The following is a 16619-nucleotide window of genomic DNA, read 5'->3' as shown; positions in this document are numbered from 1 at the left end:
AAATCTGTGAGGTTAATTCATTTGGCTACATCAGCGAGGGACTCAAAAAGATCCTGCCACTGGCTGCCAACACGGATGAACACCGGTGGTTGACCTAACGGGGCGGCTACGGTCACGCGCTGGCCACCGGCAAAGCGTTTTCCACTCCACAAGTGCTGCCACTGTTCACTGCTGGGCAGATAAGCACTCCATTCGTTTTTCCCTTCGGCGTGTACCGGCGCCACCAGTAAATCCCGGCCATAAAGGTAGTGATCCTGAATGGTGTAGGTGGCCAGGTCATGTTCGTAATGAAGGAACAATGGTCGCTGTAACGGCAACCCCTTGGTCTCAGCTTCGTCGACAAGACTTTGCAGGTAAGGCCGCAGACCAACGTAGATACGGGTCATACGGGCAAAATGTGCGTAAGTGTCAGCATCCTGCCAAAACTGCACGTTGTGATCCGGTCTGTTACCTTCATGGGTGCGCATTACCGGCGTGAATGTGGCCATCTCAGCCCAGCGCTGAAACAGTTCCGCCGTGCGTAGGTTGCCGTAAAGGCTGGTATAACCGCCGATATCACTGTGGTGGTAAGCATTGCCCAGCAATCCAGAAGACAGGGCACCGCAAATGACGGTTTGCAGGCCGTCGTGACGGCTGAAATCGACCGACTGATCCCCCGCCCACAGTAGCGGGCAGTGACGCTGCACACCGCTGTAGCCCGCACGCATAAAAAACAACGCCTCGCCGGTCTTGCCAGCGGCAGCAATTGCCCGCGCGTTGACTTCTGCCCAGCGTACTGGCCAGGCGTTATGTTCAAGCATTGGGTCTGCATCGCCGGCAAGTTTCAGATCGATAGGCAAGTACTCGCCAAAGTCTGCCATCCAGCCAGATAACCCTTTATCGAGCATTTCGCGGCGTAAAATACGTTCCTCGAACCACTGCGCAGCCGCGGGCAAAGTGAAGTCAACGACGCCGCAAAGGAACTCGCCGAAATCGACCAGATAGGTGCCGCCTTCAGCACGCGTCGCCAGGTAACCGGCCTCCTCCGCTTCCAGAAAGAGCTGACCGTCGTTGCATAAGTATGGGTTAACGTATCCCATGAAACGAATGCCCTGGGACTCAAGCTTAGCAACCCATGCTGCGTGATCGGGATAACGCGCGGCGTTCCATTGCCAGTCCCAGAACAGTCTTTTACCGAATGAAGTAATGCGCAAGCCTTCCCAGTCTTCACACCAAAGCGCGCTGACGGCGACACCTTTTTCCAGTGCGTCGTTGAGACGCGACTGAGCATGTTCGTAACCGTTCTTAAGGCCAAGGATGGCACCGTTCATCACCCACTCTGGCAGGCGTGGCTGACGACCGAAATGGCTCGATACCTGACTGACCAGAGTAGGGAAATCATCACCCAGCATAAACTCGAATGCTTCAGGTACTGCCCAAAACTGTAATTCGTGAAAACTGTCATGACGGAAATCGAAATCCGCGTATGCCGTGGTCACTGCATGCAGGCAATAACGCTGAGACGAAATATAAGTCGGCTGGGGATAATTGGTGTGGTAGTAATCACCACCAGCATTGGCTTCATTGTCGGCCTGCAAGGTCAGCCACGTCGACTTATCGCGTCCAACCCCGGGTTCTGAAGTCCACAACGGGAAATGTCGGCCACGCAGGTCGAAATAAGACATCTGCTCGCCGCAGCCCCAAACGTGCTCATCAGCCAATGCCGGCACGCGTAGCCAAAAGCGATTGATAGCGCCATCAACATTCAGCGGAACCAGTCGCAACAGGTTACCGTTCACCTCCAGTTTCAGGCTGAGGATAAGCGGGCCGTCAACCCATACGCGAAAATCAATACGCGCTGCCGCTTTATCCAGCCAAACGTGACGTAAAGCAATCCGTTCGTGAACATAGTCATTAATGGAAAAATTGCCGCGTTGCATGGTGATATCGGCTTCACCGTGACCAACATAAATCGCTGGTGTGCTTTCGCTGTGACGGAACAACACGCGACCATCGACAACCAGTTGAATTTCGCTATTCGCTTGTACAAAGCCTGCGGTGATCATTGAAGTTAAAGACGACATTAGGACTGCACCTCGTAAGCTGGCTGGCTAGACTCATTCGCCTTCTGGCGCCAGCGACTGTGGGTAACGCGTGCCGCGATAAACGCCAATACCCAGACCGCAGTCAACAGCGGCACATACCAATCGCTCGGCCCGGTGCTGCTGGCGACGCCCAATGGGGAAAAGGTCAGGTAAATCGACACCAGTGCGGCGACCAACATGACGCTGAAGCTTCCAGCATGGCGCCAGGGAGTCAGGTCCATGACCCGGCTTGAAGTTTGCGCGACGTAAGGTTCGGCGCGGGCAAAGCGTTTACGCAGGGCGATCAGGATCGCCATTTCAATGGCGAACATAATGCCCATGACATGAATAAAGCTGATACCCAATAACACGTCGATCTTGAAGCCCAGTACGAAAACCCCGTAGCAGAAAGCATGCAGCCCCAGTACTAGCTTGGCAGGGAATGCGCCGCCGCGAGCATTGAAGAAACCAAACAGCATGATGGCAATGATCGGCATGTTAAAGAAACCGGTGAAGCGGCGCAGCACGGCGTAAATACCTTCTGGTGTGTACATCAGCATTGGAGCTACCAGTAACGACACCAGAGCGGCGAGGATGCTGATGCGTTTACCAAAGCGCACAAGCGCTTCATCGTTGGCCAATGGCCTCAATGGCTTGTAGAAGTCGTAGGTGAGCAGTGTTGCGGTGCCGTTGATGATGGCATTGAAGTGACTCATCACGGTACCGAAAATCACCGCCACAAAGAAACCTTTCATCCACCAAGGCATCAATGACGATACCAGCGCCGGATAAGCCATGTCGGAATTCGATAGCGGCTGCTCCCGGAAAAGATGCCAGGCAATGACGCCAGGCATCAGCATGGCCAGCGGCACCAACAGCTTCAAGCAACCAGACAGCAGCACCCCCTTCTGACCCTCAGCCAGGTTTTTAGCCGCCATGCTCTTTTGTACGATGGCCTGATTGGTACACCAATAAAACAGGTTGGCAGCGATCATCCCGGTGAACAGTGCACCGAACGGCACCTTATCCTGAGGGCCGCCAATGGCGTTCAGCTTCTCGGGGGTATCGTGCATGATGGTCTGAGCTCCAGACAGCACGTTTCCTTGGCCGAGGGTCCACAAACCAATGATCGGGATCAGGATCACGACTATCAGTAAGCCAATACCGTTGATGGTGTCCGACACCGCCACAGCGCGCAGACCACCGAGTACAGCATAAGCTGCGCCAATCACTCCAGTGCTGACGATCAGTAGCGATATGGTGGCCGGATAAGACCAGCCCAAAATACTTTGTAGATCAAAAATCTGATTGAACGTGATCGCGCCCAAGTAAAGCGAAGCGGGATTGAGGACCAATGTGTAGGTAGCAACCATTAGGGCACTGACGACCCTGCGAGTAGAGACGTCGTAACGTTTCTCAATAAACTCCGGCAGTGTTGAAAACCCGCCTCGCAGGTAGCGGGGCAAAAAGAACATCGCCAGTGCGATGGTCGATACTGCGGCTGTAGCCTCCCACGCCATAGAACTCAGGTTATGTGCATACGAATCACCGTTAAGGCCGATCAGTTGGTCGATGGACAAGTTGGTCAGCATCATCGAACCTGCGATAAACCAACCATTGAGGCCACCACTGGCCATGAAGTAGCCATGAGCACCAACGTCCTTTGCCTTACGAGTCAAGGACCAGGAAATGGCGGCGACAAGACAGGTAAAGAACAGCATGCTAATGAAGGTAAACAGAGATGTATTCATTTTTATAAGTGTTCTCCAACATGGGTTTCCTGGCTGCTCCGATAAAATCGCAGCGCTGCTAAAATGCACGTGAAGAGCATAAACCAATAAAAATCGCATCGCTACGATTTTTGTTTCATTTTGGTTAAATAAATACACATCGATAACAAAAATGACTTATCTTGTTGTTTCTACGTTTTTTATCGGCTCGAAGGTCGTGGCTGACCAGTAACTTTGCTGGCAAGATAGCGGTCTACAATCAACCGTAATTGCAAGGATGCTTCTCAAGGTTGAGGGCGAGGCGTTTTGCGTCATCCCACCGGCTTTAAACGTAAGTGGGTGCATACTAAGCGCAGGTATTTGGACGTTACCAATACGTAAAAAACTCTACCATGCAGATATTTTATCAATGTCCCTATCCAGAATGACGGGGACCGTTACCGAACCATAACTAGCGTCGGGTGTGAAACCACTTTATGATTAATTACCCTATACAGGTTGCAGAGTATTTATAGCCAAGTGACTTCAAGTTGTATGGGGATGGGCTACTGGCAACGATGAGCATACAGGCCCGCACTTCAGATCCAAGCGTATTTTTGGTCGAATCCGAATTTTCAATTCTGATGGCGACTCGCGATTGACGTTGTAAACGTCCCGCTTTCATTATCCTGAGCTTTTTCATCCGAGGTAACAGATGAGCGACTTACCGCTAACCGTAGCCAATCTCAATCTGGGACGTCGCAAAGGAAACCGCGTAACGATGAGTGCAGTAGCTAAACGGGCAAATGTTTCACCCAGCACCGTTTCGTTGTTCCTGCGCGACCCCGATGCGGTATCCAGCAAACGCGCCGAACGCATACGCAAAGCGATTGCCGATACCGGCTACACCATCAATCGGTTGGCGGGTGCACTCGCGGCTTCGCACAGCCGCACGGTGGCAGTGATCGTCCCATCGATGGTCAACGCATTTTTCTCTGAAACATTGCAGGCCATGCAGGACATTTTCGAAGAACGGGGTTATCAGTTGATGATTAGCAACAGTAACTACGATCCCGAGCGTGAGATGGAACTTCTGCGTGCACATTTATCCTGGTCGCCAGCAGCACTGGTACTGACCGGAAACCAGCATGCTGCCCACCGCTCGATGCTTGAAGCCACCGGCATTCCGGTGGCTGAAATGTGGGAGTTGGGTGACGAACCCTTTCACCTTCAGGTCGGTTTTTTCCATGAGGCGGTCGGTGCTGCGCTGGCCGAACACATGCATTCACTCGGCCTGCGGCGCTTCACCTATATTGGTGTGCGTATGCACCTCGATCATCGCGCTCGCAAGCGTGCAGAAGGCTTACGTGCGTGGCTGGAAAAACAGGGCTGTATTGTCGATATCATTGACTTGGAAGAAAATATTTCCGAGACGGTGTTAACTCAAATATTCGATCAATTAGCGCTGATCGCCGCTCAACCTCAAGGGCTATGCTGCTCCAACGACGTGTTGGCGATTGCCGCACTGTTTGAAGCTCGTCGACGTGACATTAAAGTCCCGACCGAACTGGCGATCGCGGGTTTCGGCGATTTGCCATTGAGTAAACTCAGCGTACCTAGCCTCACCACCGTACGCCCTTATCCCATTGAGATCGGACGCACCGTAGCCACACGGCTGTTACAGTGGATTGAAACGGGGACACTGCCCGCAAGGCCGGAAACCATTGATCTGGGATTCGAGCTCATTGTGCGGGAGAGCACCCGCCAATAACTTGAGCTCGGTGCTGCAAACTGATGCGGGATCCGTGGAGACACCCCGCGAACGGTTTAACGATCAATACCACCCAGGCACACGTATTTGATTTCCAGATAATCCTCAATCCCGTACTTGGACCCCTCACGCCCCAGACCGGATTGTTTGACTCCACCGAACGGCACCATTTCGTTGGCAATCGCTGCCGTGTTGACGCCGACCATACCGTACTCCAACTCTTCGCTGACGCGCATGACTCGACCAATATCGCGAGTATAGAAATAACTCGCCAGGCCGAACTCGGTAGCGTTGGCCTGCGAGATGACCTCCTCTTCAGTGCTGAAGCGGAACAACGGTGCCAACGGGCCGAACGTTTCTTCTTGTGCAACCTTCATGCTGTCGGTAACGCCAGTCAATACGGTGGGTTGGAAGAAGCTGCCACCCAGCGCGTGACGTTTGCCCCCGGTCACTAGCCGCGCGCCTTGCGCCAACGCATCGCTAATATGCTCTTCGACTTTACGTACCGCAGCGTCGTCGATCATAGGCCCTTGGGTCACGCCTGCCTCAGCCCCATTACCCAATACCAGTTTCTGCGCCGCAACGGCCAGTTTTTCAGCGAACAGATTATAGATACCGTCTTGGACGTAAATACGATTCGCACAAACACAGGTTTGCCCGGCATTGCGAAACTTGGACAGCATTGCTCCCTCCACCGCCTGATCCAAATCGGCATCATCAAACACAATGAACGGTGCGTTCCCCCCCAGTTCCATCGAAACTTTTTTGACCGTGTCGGCGCACTGCCCAATCAATAATCGTCCCACGGCGGTTGAGCCGGTGAAACTAAATTTGCGCACCAGTTGATGCCGGGTCAGTACGCCGCCAATTTGCGTTGCGCTGCCGGTAATAATGCTGAACACGCCAGCAGGAATGCCCGCACGCTCGGCCAGTGCGGCCAAAGCGAGTGCCGACAACGGGGTCTGGCTGGCCGGACGCAAGACCATAGCACAACCGGCTGCCAGCGCCGGCGCGACTTTGCGGGTGATCATCGCGTGCGGGAAGTTCCACGGTGTGATCGCTGCAGTCACGCCAATCGGCTCCTTGGTGACAATAATGCGTTTATCGCCCGACGGCTGCGGAATGGTGTCACCGTATATGCGTTTGGCCTCTTCGGCAAACCACTGTACAAACGAAGTGCCATTGGCCAGTTCACCACGGGCTTCCGCCAAGGGTTTGCCCTGCTCGGCGGTGAGTATCAATGCGAGATCATCAAGGTTTTCCTGCATCAATGCGTACCAGCCTTGCAGCAACTCCGAACGTTGCTTGGCGGTCTTGCGCTTCCACTGTTTAAATGCTTTGTGTGCTGCAACAACTGCCCGCTCGGCTTCAGCCTCACCCATCTGCGGAACTCTGGCGATGACTTCACCGGTGGCCGGGTTGGTCACCTCAAAAGTGGCCCCGCTGTCAGCGGCGACCCACTGGCCATCGATGTACGCTAGCTGTTTTAACAGTGAAGGATCCTTGAGGTTAAGCATGAGATGCGAACTCCTGTGTATGTCGAAAAATGGAAAGTTGCATGTGCGTTGGCTTTGTTACTCGGCCCATCCGTGGGCCTCGCCCCTTCGGGGCCGCTGCAAACAGCGTTGCCGCCTTCCTGCAACTCGAATTATTTAGAGTACAGTTATCAATGGATCGGCGGTTCGGGCACGATTTCCCCGGCTTGCAGAAAATCAAAATCACAGCCTTCATTCGCCTGAGTGACGTGTTGCTGATAAAGAGCCGCGAAAGAACGGCCATATTGTCGGTGAACCGGCACATGTTCGGCACGGCGAAGCGCCAGTTCAGCATCGCTGACGCGCATGTTCAGCGTGCCAGCGGCGATATCCAGGTCGATAATGTCGCCGGTACGCACCAGACACAGTGGCCCACCCACGGCGGCTTCCGGTGCCACATGTAAAACACAGCTGCCATAATGGGTGCCACTCATTCGCGAATCAGAAATCCGCAACATGTCGCGTATCCCCGCCTCCAACAGCTTTTTGGGGATCGGCAGGTTACCCCATTCTGGCATGCCTGGCGCACCGACTGGCCCGGCATTACGCAGCACCAGTACCGTGTCTGCGGTCACCGCCAATGCCGGGTCGTCGATCATTCTGCTCAAAGTTTCGTGATCGTCGAACACCAGTGCCGGGCCCGAATGTTTGCGCAGCGCCGGGCTGGCAGCGGAAGACTTCATCACCGCGCCGTCCGGGCACAAATTACCGCGTAACAAAGCCAGCGTGCTGCCTTGTTCAAGGCCCACAACCGGGTTGTCTATCGATCGAATGATGTCAGTGTCGTAACATTTGGCCTCGGCAAGTAAAGTATCCCAGGTTTGACCGGTCGCCCCGGCACAATCCAGTGACAGAAACGGTGCGATCTCACGCATCAGTGCCGGCAGGCCACCAGCGAAGTGGTAGTCCTCCATCAAAGCATTACCCGACGGGAACAGGTTCAGTAGTACCGGGATCTTTGCCGCCGTTTCCGCCAGTTGCTCAAGGGTCAGTTCGATGCCTGCACGTCGAGCAATGGCAATCAAGTGAATGGCCGCATTGGTTGATCCCCCCATTGCCATGTATACCGCAACACCATTAGCAAAGTGCGCTGAGGTCAACCAGGTCGATGGACGGCGGTCGCGCCAGACCAGGTCAACGATTGTTTCGCCGCATTGCGAGGCCATGCGTGGATGTGCGGCGTCAGCAGCAGGAATACTCGACGCACCTGGTAACGTGAAGCCGATGGCATCAGCGATGCTGGTCATGGTGGAGGCTGTGCCAACGGTATTACAAGTGCCGATAGACCGGGTCATCGCCCCTTCCAGCTCTTCCCAAGCCACGGTATCGATCAGCCCCATACGGCGCTCATCCCAATACTTTTTGGTATGTGTACCGGCCCCGGTCTTTACCCCGCGCCATTGCCCATTTGACATAGGCCCGGCCGGACAATAAAGAACCGGTAAATCCACACTCAGGGCACCCATCAATAAACCGGGTGTAGATTTGTCACACCCTCCAAGTAGCACCGCCCCATCGATTGGCAGTGAACGTAGCAGTTCCTCGGTTTCCATCGCGAGCAGGTTGCGATACAGCATTGTAGTGGGTTTGACCATCACCTCACCCACGGACTGTACGGGCAGTTCAACCGGAAATCCACCGGCTGCCCATACTCCCCGTTTCACTGCTTCCGCACGTTCACGCAAGTGAGAATGGCAAGGCGACAATTCGCTCCACGTGTTGAGGATGGCGATCACCGGCTTTCCCATGAACTCCTCACGCCGCAGCCCAATCTGCTGCATGCGCTGGCGGTGGGCGAACGCCCGAATGGTATCCGGGGCGAACCAACGCTGGCTGCGTAGCTCTTCCAGTTTTTTTTGATTGTCTGACATAACATTGTTCCCGCTGGGTTTAAAAGGCCGACAACGCCACCAACACGTCCTGTTGAGGAGTTCTGTGTCAGCGGTGCTGGTTTTTAAAAACTCATCGTGCAGTTTTTGTAAACGTACTGAGGGTCCCGCTTGCTTTACAAAGCCAGCATTGCGGGACCTGCCAGGCTTACACCGGACAGCAACAACAAAATAAATACTCCTCTTCTTAGCGTCTGGGGAGCAATTGCAGGCGGATGGCGACGCATGTACCACGTTAAGGCAAACACGACCGGAGCAGCTTCCAGCGCCAGATAAGCTGCCTGCAAGTCGAAGCGATGGGTATAGGTCAATAGCGTCAGCCGCAGAAAAGCATTGACTGCAAATACCATAATTAATGTGTCGCGCACCACCTGGGCGGCTAACGGTTGACGATAGAGTTGATAAACCAGTGGTGGGCCAGCGCTGGAAAATAAGCCACCCATGATCCCGGATAGCGTTGAGAAACCACTGAAACTCAGCCAGCCGGAAAGTTGCTGAAGGTGTCGTGAACGTACTATCAGCATGAAGCTGCACACGACAATCGTTAGGCCCAACAGCAGTTGTAGTAATTCACGCCCATGGGCACCCAGTACGTTCAACAGCTCTACACCGATGAATACGCCTAACAGGCTGCAGCACAGAATCAACGCGACCAGTTTGGATGCCAGCTGTGGACGCCGCCGCAGCAGGATAAATGCGTTGATCAACGTCAGCACCGAACTGACGTTGGCGATGGTTTCCGTGGGTGCCAACTGCAACAGCCCAGTCAGACCCAATAACAGTAAACCGAAGGCAAAACCCGTGGTGTTTTGTGCAAACGTGGCAATTGCGACACACAGCAAAAAACCAACGTGAGGCCAAGCACCCGTCATACGCACACCGCATGGAAACGGTCGATCTTGTCGGGCCTTATGTTTGCAATGACCATTGAGACTCCTTATGGCTCAAACCGCCTGCACCGTCAGTTTCAATAAGGAGTGGCAACCGCTGCCGGAGCCTGGTGTGCTTTGAGCGTGGTCAGGAACTCGTTGGCCTTTTTCATCATCATGGCGATGTCCGAAGCCACGGCGGCGAAGGCGTAACCTTGTTCAAGATAACTTTGAACCAGTTCTGGCGTACCGCCGACGATCCCCATCGGCATACCGATCTTTTTTGCCCGAGCGATGGCATCACTGATCATCATTTGTACCTGCGGATGCCCCGGATTGCCGATATGACCGCAGGCTGCCGAGAGATCGCCTGGACCAAGAAACAACGCGTCAACGCCCGGTATCGCGGCGATTTCTTCCAGGTTTGCTAGGGCATTCGGTGTTTCGATTTGCAGGATGCAGGTGACTGCGTCATTCGCTTCCTTGCCGTAATCTGCCCAGGTGCCGTAGCGGCTAGCTCGGTGTACCGCAGCAAAACCACGAGTTCCAAAAGGGGGATATTTGACCGCATTGACGGCCGCTTGCGCCTGCGCTGCGTTTTCCACGAACGGCACCATGACATTAAACGAGCCCAGGTCGAGCGCGCGCTTAAGCAATACCGGATCGTTTGCAGCTACTCGCACAATCGGTTGTGCGCCGCCGCACTGAATGGCCTGAAGCAGATGCCACAGGTCACGATATTCGATCGGCACATGTTCCATGTCCACTAAAAGCCAATCAAAACCTGCGTATCCCAGTGCTTCAGCGGTGCTCGCCGACCCCGACATCAGCCATGTGCCAATGGGGGCATTTGAGCCGTTCAAGCGGCTGGCAAAAGTGTAGGATGAATGTTCACTGGGCATACGTGGCTCCGTTCTAGGATTTAGGTATCAGCGCTTGGATTTTTTTATCACGGTGTTAAATCGCAGCGCTGCAATTTATACGGGAAGCATATTCCAAAAATAATCGTAGCGCTACGATTATTGATTTTATAGCGGTAAAATTCACCAGAGGTGCGTTCAGTATATTCTTCCCAAAGCAACTGCAGAGTGACTATCTTGTTACGCAGCTCGTTGTGCACCAGGCCCAGCAAGGCAGTGTATGCTGCTTCACCTGCGTCTGAAGAAACGCATTGTGTAATCCATTCTGGTGGCAATAGCCACTGCTTTATGCCCAGTTGAGTTCACAGGATTCATAATACTAGGCTGTGTCCCTTAACTGTCCGTGGTGCCGTCGCAGCCCCAAAAGCCCATTATCAATGGCTGAGGGTGAAGGGCTGTGTGTGGTCCTCTGTTCGAGCCCGACAACACAGAGAATGGGCTTTTGGGACGCGGCCCTACGGGCTGACGCCATTGGCGTGAATTGCTGCGTTGTTCCCCGCTTATTGGGTCCACCCAACCTCGCAGCTCACGCCTTGCTCTGCGCGTAAATGATCGCCAGCGGCGCTCGCATACAGTTAAGGGACACAGCCTAGTGATCAATATCAGGTGCCGTTTTACCCACTTTTTCCAGCTCTCAGGGATAAATTTTACCGGCGCTGATGAAAGAACCTTGCGGAGTTGTTTGCGGTACCTTTCTCTGACGGTGCGCTCAGAGCATCCCACCTGAGTCGCAATGTCGACAATGTACGCCCCTTGCTTGCGCATTTGCTTTATCATGTAAAAGTCCTCTCTGCTCAGCATGCGGTTGTCCTTTCTGGTGTGAGAACCTCAAGGAAACAACCTGTTGGGTGGAGTGGACAATCCAAATGGTGAATTTTCGGATGAGAGACATCGGCAGGTAACATATTAAAAAATAGCATTGTTACCTGACGACGCCTTAATGAGACACAACCGTTTTTGGCGATTGTTCAGATCGCTCAAACCGGATGGAGTTCCCTTCAGTGATCTACTATTTGGCGCAGGTCTTTAGAGCAAGTTTAATAGCTCATCTTTTTTTGAGACGAGCTCAGAGTTGTTTTTTAAGCCGAGTTTTTTCATGGCGCTGCATTTCTGGGTGCTGATGGTCTTAATACTCCGAGATAACGAGTGGGCAATTTGACGCTGGGATTGCCCATTCAGCAACAGTAATAAGACTCTTCGTTCACCGTGTGTTAATACTTGGTTCAGTCGCATTACTTCCTTAATAACATTCTGCTGGTCGGGTATCACTGCGGGATGGTAATAGCGGCCACCATTCAAAGTTATGGCAATGGCTTGATGCATTTCCTTAAGTGGGGCTTCGTGCGGTAAGATGCTCACCTGCGGGCAATGTTGTAATAGAGTATGTACTTCCGACGTCAAAAAACGGCTATAAATAATAACTTTCAGTCGGGGATGATGTTGGCACATGGTCAATAATAATGCGGCATTCTGTTCCTGCATATTCTTTCCATTATACATATCTGTTAACAACAGGTCTGCGGATACTTCAAGAACAGTGAACAAGGCTTGGTTAATACTATCGATATCAGAATAAATACGGGCGTCAGGCACTGACAAAGAAGTGACAGTCTTCATGCCTAAGCGGGTTAACGGGGCTTGTGCTGAGATGACAATATTAATCTTAGGGAGTTTATTTTCCATAGTCATCTTCCTGCTGAGATAATGGTAAAGAATACGTCTTATTATGCGGTATCATCCATTGTGAGTGAGAGAGTATTTCACTGTCGTTTTTAAATCCTATTTTGCGCATAGCGCTTCTTTTATGTGTACTCACTGTACGGATGTCGCGGTGCATCAATTTGGCTATCGTCGTCACATTTTTGCCGGAAAGCAGAAACACCATGACTTCCAATTCTTTTTCTGTCAGAGGGCTATGAGTGACCTGCTCCATTTTCTGCAAAGAGTGGCTGACCATCGGACTAAATTTGTGAGAGCCATGCCAAGCGTTTTCTATACACTGGATCAATGTGTCTATCGGCTCCTGTTTCAGATAAATACCTCGCACATCCATAGCACGTAACAGTTGAAACAGGGGAGCATGGTGGAGTTCGGTACACACCACTACCGGTATATGTGGCCAATAGCGGATGCAATGGTTGATTATACGCAAGGCATCCAATACGGAGTCACCGTTGCCCATCAACTCTATGATCATGATATTGGGCCAATACTGGGTGATGAACTTCGGTATTTTTGATAATTGGCCAGTTTCACTAATCTGTATCACTGGCAATAATTTCGAATTAATGGCCTGATGAATTCCGACTCTAGTTACTGGGCAGGGATCTGCTAACAAAATTTTGAGTTCTTTTTTTAAAGGGTGAAACTCTGTGTAATTTGGCATGAATGGTAATCTAAGATAAAGAATTTCGTGGTAGGCATAACTATTTATACCCTTCATACTTCAAGTTGCTTGGATGTTGGCTGTGTAACTCGCACTAAGTCGGTGCTGAACACAAGTGCGTCACATTTTATTGTCAAGCAACTCGAATTATTGTGGATATAGTAGGGTATATCTTGGTTTGTTCTGCGTGAATTAATTTTATTCATTTATTTCATAATAACGGGGAGCTATGTCCTTGTTTTCTATCACCGATGGCGGAGCATGCCAAAGGGGTATTGACACTCTGAAGACAATAAAATTGTGTAATTAAGATTTTTATATAACCAACTGATTTTATATCATAATTTTACATTTTATATTTTTTGGTAATTGCCTGTTTTGTTAACTACAATTAAGAAAAGTCACAAGGGGGTGTACTCATTATCTATAGGCTACTGAGAATGAAAGATAAATTCATTATCAATGATATGGTTGTTTATCATCCTGACCAACACCGGCTAACCCCACTCGGAAGCCGTGGAAAAGAAACGGCGTTAAATGTTCCTAGCAGTCGCTGCTTGCTTTTGATGCTGCAACGTCCCGGTCTTAACATTACTCAAGAGGAATTTTTCAGAGAAGTTTGGGAAAAACATGGGCAATACGTGACGGCTAATACTTTTTATCAGAACATCAGCCTGATAAGAAAAGGGATCCGTAATGCGGGGATCAGAAACCCCGTGATCAGAACCTTACCAAAAATTGGGTTGTGTTTTACAGGGACCGTTCAGATTATCAGTCAGGAGAGTAATGAGAGCGATAATTCCATAGAGCAGTCTGAAGACAGTAATCAAAGTCCCCATTCAGTTACCCAACCAGAGGTTGTTTCAGGTACAAAAACTGACGCGATGAGATATACGGGGACAGAGTTTTCGGCAAGCGAAACAGACCCCAGTACTATTTTTAAAAAAATTACTGATACTCATACCCTGAGATCTTCTCTATTTAGACGCTGGAGAATTCCGTTCATCGCTACAATAACCCTGGTACTCTTCGGGCTTTCATCTTCTGTTTACCATTACATTCTTTATCCAACGCTGAGTGTTTCTCAAAGTACCGACTTCTTTGGCGAGCATATGCGTATATTTACTGTGAATCAGTGTGATGTTTTCATTAATCGGCTAGAGAACAACCTTAATCGAGAACGTTTCCTCAGCTCTCTGGAGTCAAAGAAAGTTTCCTGTAATCCTAATGAATTCATATATATTACCAATAGCCCCGTAACAATAAAAAGAGTCATTATGCGCTGCCAAGCATTTGTTGATAGTAGTTTACGCTGTGAAACCATTTACTCTTTTATATGAATCGTCCCATCGCATCTTAAAAAGATAAATATTACTACTTACCTGCATAATACAAGTTATTCAGGACATGCCACCATACTTCAAGTTGCATGGGTATTGGCTTTGTTACTCGGCACAAGTCTAGGCCGAGTCTCTTTCGGCAAAAAATTGAATTACTTAGGTTATATACAATTAAGTAAGAAGTTTTTAATTTATACGCACTAACTACAATTGATGAAGTTTATGCATTCCATCGAGAAGTCTATTAAGAACTGACTTGTTATTTTTTGATTCACCTGAAGCTAAAGCGACATTCTCTTGTGAACTAAGGATATTTTCACTTTGAGAAATAATCTGGCACATTTTTTCACCAGTTCCCTCATATGCCTTAAGTAAAGAAGTGAATGCACTACGTTCTAAGCGATAAACAACTGTGGAAACTAATGCTTTAGCAGAAAAATTAATTTCAATACCAGCTATCACACTGATTTCACCTATCGAATCACCAGGTGAAAGTCGTTTAACCTCTAACTTATCAGTGCCTTTTTCTGCTTCAATGGAAATAACACCAGATGCTACAATTAGCAAATAATCTAGCATAGAGTCTGGTGATACAACCACTTGGCCTGGCCCATAAATATGAGTGGTTATATTATCCGATAAAAAAAACACTTCCTCTTTTTTAAGTGATTGAAATAAATCCACATATGATAGCATTTTTTGTTTTCGATCAAAGGGTTCATTGTGATGCTTAAAAAGCATACCCAATGGTTTGAGTCCTATACCCGCAGAGGAAAGGTGTCTATGGCACAAGTCGTATAGCTTATTAATAGCAACTCTCTTTTTTTCAACCTCATCAACGAAAGCTGTAATCTCATACTGGAAAGAATTAATTGATGTTCCTTTAATAATATAAAATGGCTTAGGGTCTTGCAATAGCATGCTTATACCAATAAGTGCATTATCTAATGCAGAAAAAACAGTTTCAGGCCTCTCCTCTATAGATACCTCAATTGAGATAGATACACCATGTAATTTAGCAGGTCGATTATTATTGGTTATTTTAGCTTTTGCTATAAGACTATTAGGGGTAATGACTATATTTCCCTGAAGGGTGATTAAATGAGTTGCCCGCCAGTTTATATCAATAACCCTTCCTTCTGTAGTGTCTATCTTTATCCAATCACCAATCTCACAGGGAGATGTCGTATTGAGTATAATGCCTGAAAAAACATCATTCAGTGAGCTTTGGATTGCCAAGCCCAAAATGACGGCTAAAACACCGGATGTTGCGACTAACCCACGAATAGAGAAATTAAATACATTTGATAAGTATGCTCCCAATGCAAAGATAAATATCAATGCGATCGTCAAATCTCGAAAAATTCTGTTCCTTTTGTTTTTACCTTTGTTTAGTTCAAATAATAAGTGTGAAAATAATGACAGTAACGCAGCAGCACTAAACCACCAAAATGCTGTCAGAAAATACACCATATAATGATAGTGAAGAGGACTATTATCTCGAGGGGAAGCGAATGGGGTAATTCCTGAGTTAAATATAATCCAGTTAAGCAACCCAAAACTTACAATATGAAAAAGTAAATTAGAAAGCCTTCTTTTTAGAAAAGATGAATACCAAAAGAAGGCATCTAACACTACAAGAGGGATTGAGTATAAAATTAAGTTTTCCATAACACTTTAATACCTACACAAAATATATATATGAATTATGCATCCTATAGGTGTTAGTAATAAAAAATTTATTTTACTTTACACTCTAATTGTAATGCAGTTTGACTGGCATAGGATGATTTTAAAGAAGTATGAGGTAAGGAAACAAATGACGCACAATTTGGAGAGCGTCAATATATCGCTCAGATTAACCCACTATTATCTTTACTTATCAATCTACTAACCTTAAGATTTACTGTTCTAAATAAAAGCTTTAAATAGCGCTCCAATGGAGACTTCATACCGGTGGAGTTATGCGGAACACCGACACGCCGTGAACACATACCTAGAGGTTAGTATTATCTATATGCAACGGTCCGCTAATCTACATTACTCCACCTATTAACATTATTGGGTGCAGCTATTTTGTATATACCCAAAACAATTCGAGTTGCATGTAGGCGGCAAGTCTGAGAGTGCCAGGAGC

The 16619-nt window shown here is 49.3% G+C and carries 11 protein-coding genes and 2 pseudogenes; 2 read left to right on the top strand and 11 right to left on the bottom strand.

The annotated features are described in order from the left end of the window. Window positions 1-17 precede the first annotated feature (17 nt). A complete protein-coding gene (locus tag OK023_RS03350; RefSeq protein ID WP_317694795.1) occupies window positions 18-2063 on the bottom strand; it encodes an alpha-glucosidase in 2046 nt (681 codons plus the stop codon). Then, on the bottom strand, window positions 2063-3814 hold the full coding sequence (locus tag OK023_RS03345; RefSeq protein WP_317694793.1) for a solute:sodium symporter family transporter: 1752 nt from the start codon (window positions 3812-3814) through the stop codon (window positions 2063-2065). Before OK023_RS03345 ends, OK023_RS03350 begins: the two co-directional genes overlap by 1 nt. Window positions 3815-4487: 673 nt before the next feature. On the opposite strand from OK023_RS03345, the gene OK023_RS03340 reads away from it, so the two are divergent. Beyond that, a complete protein-coding gene (locus tag OK023_RS03340; RefSeq protein ID WP_317694791.1) occupies window positions 4488-5543 on the top strand; it encodes a LacI family DNA-binding transcriptional regulator in 1056 nt (351 codons plus the stop codon). A 56-nt stretch (window positions 5544-5599) separates the two neighbouring features. Here the strand turns inward: OK023_RS03340 and OK023_RS03335 are convergent, their stop codons facing one another. The 8 genes and pseudogenes from OK023_RS03335 to OK023_RS03305 all read right to left on the bottom strand — a co-directional run bounded on the left by OK023_RS03335 (window position 5600) and on the right by OK023_RS03305 (window position 12953). Next, window positions 5600-7060, bottom strand: coding sequence for a 3-sulfolactaldehyde dehydrogenase (locus tag OK023_RS03335; protein WP_317694789.1), 1461 nt, complete (start codon window positions 7058-7060; stop codon window positions 5600-5602). Between the two features lie 149 nt (window positions 7061-7209). Next, entirely contained in the window at window positions 7210-8949 is a 1740-nt protein-coding gene (locus OK023_RS03330; RefSeq protein ID WP_317694787.1) for a 6-deoxy-6-sulfo-D-gluconate dehydratase, read from the bottom strand. Window positions 8950-9083: 134 nt separating this feature from the next. Further along, on the bottom strand, window positions 9084-9839 hold the full coding sequence (locus OK023_RS03325; RefSeq protein WP_317694785.1) for a TSUP family transporter: 756 nt from the start codon (window positions 9837-9839) through the stop codon (window positions 9084-9086). A gap of 95 nt (window positions 9840-9934) precedes the next feature. Beyond that, entirely contained in the window at window positions 9935-10738 is an 804-nt protein-coding gene (locus OK023_RS03320) for an HpcH/HpaI aldolase family protein (RefSeq protein WP_317694783.1), read from the bottom strand. A 128-nt stretch (window positions 10739-10866) separates the two neighbouring features. Then, a pseudogene (locus OK023_RS03315) lies at window positions 10867-11055 on the bottom strand (IS21 family transposase); the annotation flags it as partial. Window positions 11056-11437: 382 nt separating this feature from the next. Then, a pseudogene (locus OK023_RS19130) lies at window positions 11438-11557 on the bottom strand (IS21 family transposase); the annotation flags it as partial. A 225-nt stretch (window positions 11558-11782) separates the two neighbouring features. Continuing rightward, complete coding sequence (locus OK023_RS03310; protein ID WP_317694780.1) at window positions 11783-12439, bottom strand: response regulator transcription factor; 657 nt, start codon at window positions 12437-12439, stop codon at window positions 11783-11785. Then, the gene (locus OK023_RS03305; RefSeq protein ID WP_317694778.1) at window positions 12429-12953 is read right to left on the bottom strand and encodes a response regulator transcription factor; all 525 of its coding nucleotides are present in this window, start codon (window positions 12951-12953) and stop codon (window positions 12429-12431) included. Before OK023_RS03305 ends, OK023_RS03310 begins: the two co-directional genes overlap by 11 nt. A gap of 629 nt (window positions 12954-13582) precedes the next feature. On the opposite strand from OK023_RS03305, the gene OK023_RS03300 reads away from it, so the two are divergent. Further along, window positions 13583-14482, top strand: coding sequence for a transcriptional regulator (locus tag OK023_RS03300; protein WP_317694776.1), 900 nt, complete (start codon window positions 13583-13585; stop codon window positions 14480-14482). A 204-nt stretch (window positions 14483-14686) separates the two neighbouring features. On the opposite strand, the gene OK023_RS03295 is transcribed toward OK023_RS03300, so the two are convergent. After that, window positions 14687-16153 carry a mechanosensitive ion channel family protein gene (locus tag OK023_RS03295; RefSeq protein WP_317694774.1) on the bottom strand — a complete coding sequence of 489 codons (1467 nt, stop codon included), beginning with the start codon at window positions 16151-16153 and terminating at the stop codon, window positions 14687-14689. Window positions 16154-16619: the final 466 nt, after the last annotated feature.

Source organism: Serratia sp. UGAL515B_01 (assembly GCF_033095805.1).
In the GTDB taxonomy this organism is placed as follows: domain Bacteria; phylum Pseudomonadota; class Gammaproteobacteria; order Enterobacterales; family Enterobacteriaceae; genus Chania.
The sequence above is the reverse complement of the archived record's forward strand: the minus strand, read 5'-3'. Positions and strand labels throughout refer to the sequence as shown.

Excerpts from the sequence above, each read along its gene's own strand:
- OK023_RS03295 (WP_317694774.1), bottom strand. The coding sequence starts at position 16,153 with ATGGAAAACTTAATTTTATACTCAATCCCTCTTGTAGTGTTAGATGCC.
- OK023_RS03340 (WP_317694791.1), top strand. The coding sequence starts at position 4,488 with ATGAGCGACTTACCGCTAACCGTAGCCAATCTCAATCTGGGACGTCGC.
- OK023_RS03305 (WP_317694778.1), bottom strand. The coding sequence starts at position 12,953 with ATGATCATAGAGTTGATGGGCAACGGTGACTCCGTATTGGATGCCTTG.
- OK023_RS03300 (WP_317694776.1), top strand. The coding sequence starts at position 13,583 with ATGAAAGATAAATTCATTATCAATGATATGGTTGTTTATCATCCTGAC.
- OK023_RS03325 (WP_317694785.1), bottom strand. The coding sequence starts at position 9,839 with ATGACGGGTGCTTGGCCTCACGTTGGTTTTTTGCTGTGTGTCGCAATT.
- OK023_RS03310 (WP_317694780.1), bottom strand. The coding sequence starts at position 12,439 with ATGGAAAATAAACTCCCTAAGATTAATATTGTCATCTCAGCACAAGCC.
- OK023_RS03345 (WP_317694793.1), bottom strand. The coding sequence starts at position 3,814 with ATGAATACATCTCTGTTTACCTTCATTAGCATGCTGTTCTTTACCTGT.
- OK023_RS03320 (WP_317694783.1), bottom strand. The coding sequence starts at position 10,738 with ATGCCCAGTGAACATTCATCCTACACTTTTGCCAGCCGCTTGAACGGC.
- OK023_RS03330 (WP_317694787.1), bottom strand. The coding sequence starts at position 8,949 with ATGTCAGACAATCAAAAAAAACTGGAAGAGCTACGCAGCCAGCGTTGG.
- OK023_RS03350 (WP_317694795.1), bottom strand. The coding sequence starts at position 2,063 with ATGTCGTCTTTAACTTCAATGATCACCGCAGGCTTTGTACAAGCGAAT.
- OK023_RS03335 (WP_317694789.1), bottom strand. The coding sequence starts at position 7,060 with ATGCTTAACCTCAAGGATCCTTCACTGTTAAAACAGCTAGCGTACATC.